This window comes from Actinomadura sp. KC345, assembly GCF_004348515.1.
Classification (GTDB): domain Bacteria; phylum Actinomycetota; class Actinomycetes; order Streptosporangiales; family Streptosporangiaceae; genus Spirillospora.
Genome location: NZ_SMKH01000417.1, coordinates 1 through 5,441 on the forward strand (window position 1 = coordinate 1; position 5,441 = coordinate 5,441).

Sequence of the window (5,441 nt, forward strand, 5' to 3'; positions counted from 1 at the left end):
CCTCCCCGGTGAGGCACCTGCGCCGATGGTGACCGGCGGATTAACTGATCTTCAGCTGACGGTCAGCCCGCCCATCCCGGCAAAACCCGCTAAGTCGCCCTGGAAAGCCATCCAGCTTGACGGGGCGGGCACTACACGCGTGTAATTTCGTCGGTGTAGTTTCAATGGCTTCCCGGGGGAAGGAACCGGAGGGAAGGCATTGACCAGGGGGTTCCACGGGCAGGGAGGTGCGCTGTGAGCGAGGTGGTCATCCCGCTGGCGCACGGCACAGACGGTGAAGAGTTGGGCTGGCAGGAGCGCGCCCTGTGCGCGCAGACGGACCCGGAGGCGTTTTTTCCGGAGAAGGGCGGCTCCACTCGGGAGGCCAAGAAGGTGTGCCGGGCGTGCGAGGTGCGTACGGAGTGCCTGGAGTACGCGCTGCAGCACGATGAACGTTTCGGCATCTGGGGTGGGCTCTCCGAGCGGGAACGCCGCAAGCTGAAGCGCCAGGCCGTCTAGCGTCGCCGGGCCGCGCCAGTCCGGCACGGGGTTTCGAGGGGGAGACCCCGCCGGGTCGGCCGCACGTCCGGATCTCGCGGATCCAGGGCGTGCGCCGCGCGGCCACGCGTACAGTTATCAGCCGTGCCGGCCCTCGGGCCGGCACGGCTGATGTCGTCTCGCAGGTTGTCGTTTCGCAGGTTGTCGTCTCACAGATCGAGCGATCCTTGGCCCCCACTCTCGATCGCCATAACGTCACGGCCGTCCTCGTCGCCCACGACGGCGTGCGCTGGCTCCCGGAGACCCTGAAGGCGCTGCTGACCCAGGCCCGGCCGGTGCAGCGCCTCGTGACCGTGGACACCGGAAGCCTCGACCGCGGGCCCGCCGTGCTCGCCGAGGTCGTCGGCGAGGCCGCGATCCTCACGCTGCCGCGGACCACCGGCTACGGGGAGGCCGTCGCGGAGGCGCTCCGCCAGGACGCGGCGTCCGCCCCGGTGCCCCTTCCCGACGACCCCGGCCCTCCTTCCACTCCGGCGCGCACCGAATGGATCTGGCTGCTGCACGACGACTGCGCGCCCGCCCACGACGCGCTCGCCCAGCTGCTGCGGACCGCGGACACCGATCCCAACGTGGCGGTCCTCGGGCCCAAGGTCCGCGACTGGGACGACCGGCGCGTCCTGCGCGAGGTGGGCGTCACCGTCGACGCCGCCGGGCGCCGCGAGACGGGCCTGGACCGCCGCGAGTTCGACCAGGGCCAGCATGACGGCGTCCGGGACGTGCTGGCCGTCGGCAGCGCCGGGATGCTGGTCCGCCGGGACGTGTGGGACCGCCTCGGCGGCTTCGACGTCGAGTACGGCATCTTCCGCGACGACCTGGACTTCTGCTGGCGCGTCCACGCGGCCGGGTACCGGGTGGTGACGGCGACCGACGCCGTCGTCCACCACGCGGAGGCGGCCCGGCGGGGCCGCCGCGAGATCGGCATGACCGCCGAGCACCCGGCGCGCCGCGACCGCCGCAACGCGATCCACACCCTGCTCGCCAACCAGCCGTTCCCGGCGATGCTGCGGGCGCTGGCGCGCAACGTCTGGGCGTCCCTCGTCCACGCCCTCTACCTGGTGGTCACCAAGCGGCCGGTCGCGGCCCGCGAGGAGGTCCGCGCGCTCGGCGACGTGCTGCGCGCCCCCGGGCGGCTGCGGCGGGCGCGAGCGGCCCGCGCGGACGGCCGGACCCGCGTGCACCGCAGCGCCCGGCGCTTCCTGGCCCGCTGGGTCGTGCTGCGCCGGACGGTCGAGGCGGTCTCGGAGTATCTCGCCGACCACGAACGCGAGCGCGCGGACCCGGACGAGGAGGCCGGCGCCGCCGAGCCGGGCCCGGTCCGCCGGTTCCTCGCCCGTCCCGGCGTCATGATCGTCATGCTGCTGGCCGCCGCCGCGATCGCCGCCGAGCGGGGCCTGCTCGGCGCCACCGGCCGGCTCGGCGGCGGCGCTCTCGTGCCCGCCTGGGGCGGCGCGAGCGACCTGTGGGCGCAGTACCTGTCCGGCTGGCATCCGGTCGGGCTCGGCAGCGACGCCGGGAGCCCGCCGTACATCGGGGTCCTCGCGGTGCTGTCCACGGTCCTGTTCGGCAAGCCGTGGCTGGCGGTGTCGGTCCTGCTGCTGGGCAGCGTGCCTCTCGCCGGGGTCACCGCCTACCGCGCGTCCCGGCTGCTGATCGTGGCGGCGCCGCGGACCGGGCGGCGCGCCCGCACCGGGGGCCGCCGCGTCCCCGTGTCCGCCGTCCGGGCGTGGTTCGCCGCCGTGTACGCGCTGCTGCCCGCCGCGACCGGCGCCATCGCGGGCGGACGGCTCGGTACCGCGGTCGTCCACGTCCTGCTGCCGCTGATCGCCGTGCACGTCGCCCGCGTCTACGGGTTCCCCCGTTCGGAGGCGGCCGACGCCCGGACGCGGCGCAAACGCGCGGGGCGGTCCGCGTGGGCGGTGGCGCTGCTGCTGGCCGTCGCGATGGCGTTCGTCCCGCTGACCTGGCTGATCGGCCTGTTCGCCGCCGCGATGGCGTGGGTGCTGTTCGACCGGCCGGGACGGCGCGGGCGCCGCAACCTCGCCATCGCGCTGGGCGTCCCGCCGCTGCTGATGCTGCCGTGGACGGCCGGACTGCTGCTGAACCCGTCCCGGTTCCTGACGGAGGCGGGCCTGCACCGGCGCTTCGAACCCGCCGCCGCGGCCGACCTCCTCGCCCTCGACCCCGGCGGGCCCGGTACGCCCGCGTGGTGGGCGCCGGCCGGGCTCCTCGCGGTCGCGGTGTGCGCGCTGGCGGTGCGCAGCCGCCGCAACGCCGTGCTCGCCGGCTGGCTGCTGGCGATCTTCGGGCTGCTCGTCGCGGTTCTGACCAGCGCCGCCACCGTGACCAAGGGTGCGGACGAGGCGCCCGTCTGGCCCGGGGTCGCGCTGATCTTCGCGGGCGCCGGGGTGCTGCTCGCCGCGACCGCCGCCGTGCAGCGCGCGACCGAGGCCCTCGCGGGCGACCACCCGATCTACAAGGGCGGCGGGGCGGCCGTGGTGCTCGCCGCGCTGACCGCCCCCGTGCTGGCGGCCGGGTCCTGGGTCGCCGGAGGCGTGGACGGCCCGCTCACCAAGGTCGACCCGGACACCGTCCCAGCGTTCGTGCACGGGTCCGGTGGGGCGAGGACCCTCGTCCTGAACAGTGAGCCGACCGGACGTGTCTCCTACACGATCCTCAGGGACGCGCGTCCGAGGATCGGTGAATCGGAGGTCATGGACGGCGGCGAAGCACACGACCGCTTAGGCGACATCGTCGCCGGTCTGGCAGCGGGCCGGGAGGACGACGCCGGGCCTCCACTGACCCGGATGGGCGTCCAGTACCTCCTGGTGCCGCATCCCAGGACCGACCCCATCACCGACGTCCTCGATGCGGCGCCCGAACTGACCCGCCTCAGCCGTACGGACACGTTCGCCGTGTGGCGGCTCCATTCGCCGTCCGCCCGCGTGATGCTCTTGCAGGGCTCCGCCGTCACGCCGATGCCCGCAGGACGCATCGACGCCCGCATGCAGATCCCGCCGGGAACCGGTACACGCACCCTCCTCCTGGCCGAACCCGCCGACGGTGGGTGGCAAGCCACTCTGAACGGCCGGGAGGTCAAGGGACGAACGGTGGACGGCTGGGCGCAGGGCTACGACATCCCCTCCGCCGGCGGCGAGTTCCAGTTGGCGCGATCGATGACGATGCGGCACACGTGGCTGGTCATCCAGGGCATCGCCGTCCTGGTGGCGGCCGCCCTGGCGCTGCCCGGCGCGAAAGACGTCCAGGTGCTCGCCGGTGAACGCGAACGCCGCCGCGGGAAGCGAAGCCGGCGCCGCGGAATCCACTCCCGCGCCCGGCAGGAGTCCCGACACGAGCCCCCGCAGGAGGCCGCGCAGAAGGCCGTGCAGGAGCCCCCGCAGGAGACCGCGCCTCCCGTACCCCCGGAAGAGACCACACCGGAGGAGCGCAGCCCGGAGGAGGTCTCGTGAAGAAGCCGGACCTGAAACCGAACCTGAAGCTGAACGTGAACCTGGACAGGGTTCTCCCTCTCGTCCGCCTCCGCTACACCTCCGCCGCCCTCGTGCTCGTCGCCGTGGCCGCGCTGTACGGGGCCGCGGCGTTCTCCCGTCCGGGAGAGGCGTCCGACAAGGGCCGGGAGGTGCCCGTCACCACCGCGGTGCTCGTCTGCCCGGGCCACGAGGGCGGGCGGCTGGCCGTCCAGTCCCTTCCCGGCCGCGAGGGCGGCGGGAGCGTCGCCATGACGCCCACCAAGGGCGGCACCGCGCTCGGGGCGATGTCCTCGCCGGGCCAGGGCTGGGGCACCGACACCGTGTCCGGCGAGGACTCCTATACCCTCCGTGCCACCGGGGCGATGGCCGCCGGGCTCCAGGCCGAGCAGACGACCCACTGGGACGGCGGCGACGACCGCGGCCTCGCCGGCGCCCGCTGCGCCGCCCCCGCCACCGACCTCTGGTTCATGAGCCCCGGACCGGTCTCCGCCGACGAAATCGACCTCTACCTGACCAACGTCGACTCGCAGCCCGCGTTCGTCGACCTCACGGCCGTGTCCGGCGAAGGCCCGCTCGACACCGTCGAGGGCCGCGGCACCCGTGTCGACCCCTACACCACCAGGATCGTGAAGCTCGGCGAGTCGGCCGAGGGGCTCGGCGAGGTCGTGAAGAGCGCCGCCGACCTCGCCCTGCGCCTCAGCACGACCAGCGGCCGCGTCGCGGCGTCCCTGCGCGTCCGGACCGGCGAGAAGAAGGGCCTGGAGTGGCTGCCGCAGGCGCACGCGCCCGCCACGTCCCTGGTCGTTCCCGGCGTGCCGGGCGGGTCGGGCGAGCGCCGGCTGGTGGTCGCCGTGCCCGGCGAGGCCGACGCGCGGATCAGGGTGCAGGTCATGACGGCGGACGGCGCGTTCGCTCCGCTGGGCCAGGACGTCCTGGACGCGCCGGCCAGGACCGTCACGTCACTCGCGCTCGACCGGGCCCTGCTCGGCAAGAGCTCCGCCGTCCGACTCGTGGCCGACCGCCCGATCCTCGCGGGGTTCGCCGCCGAGCGGGGAGCCGATATCGCCTACGGCGCCGCAACCCCGCCGCTCGCCCGGTCCGCCCCCGGCATCGTGGCCGACAACCGGTTCGACTCGACCCTCGTCCTGACCGCCCCGGCCGGCGCGGCGGCCGTCCAGGTCATGAGGACGAGCGCCGGCGGCAGGGGCGCCCCGCAGGAGATAAGGATCCCCGCCGGCCGCACCGTGCAGCACGAGCTGGCCGCTCCGGCCGAGGACGACGAGGCCTATGGGGCCGTGATCACGCCGAATCCCGGCTCGCCGCCCGTCCACGCCTCGCGGACCCTCTCCACCGGCAAGGGCGACGAGTACCTGTTCACCGTCCTGCCGATCACCCCGGCCCCCACGACCGTCCACC

General features: G+C 74.6%; 3 protein-coding genes. All 3 read left to right on the plus strand.

The genetic code is table 11. The features are described 5' to 3' along the window. The first annotated feature begins 234 nt into the window (after positions 1–234). A complete protein-coding gene (locus E1281_RS37005) occupies positions 235–498 on the plus strand; it encodes a WhiB family transcriptional regulator (RefSeq protein ID WP_021594342.1) in 264 nt (87 codons plus the stop codon). Between the two features lie 206 nt (positions 499–704). Continuing rightward, positions 705–4,004 carry a glycosyltransferase family 2 protein gene (locus tag E1281_RS37010; protein ID WP_131884361.1) on the plus strand — a complete coding sequence of 1,100 codons (3,300 nt, stop codon included), beginning with the start codon at positions 705–707 and terminating at the stop codon, positions 4,002–4,004. Beyond that, positions 4,001–5,441: DUF5719 family protein (locus E1281_RS37015; protein WP_131884362.1), on the plus strand; the 1,441-nt coding region annotated here is incomplete at its 3' end. The genes E1281_RS37010 and E1281_RS37015, both read left to right, overlap by 4 nt.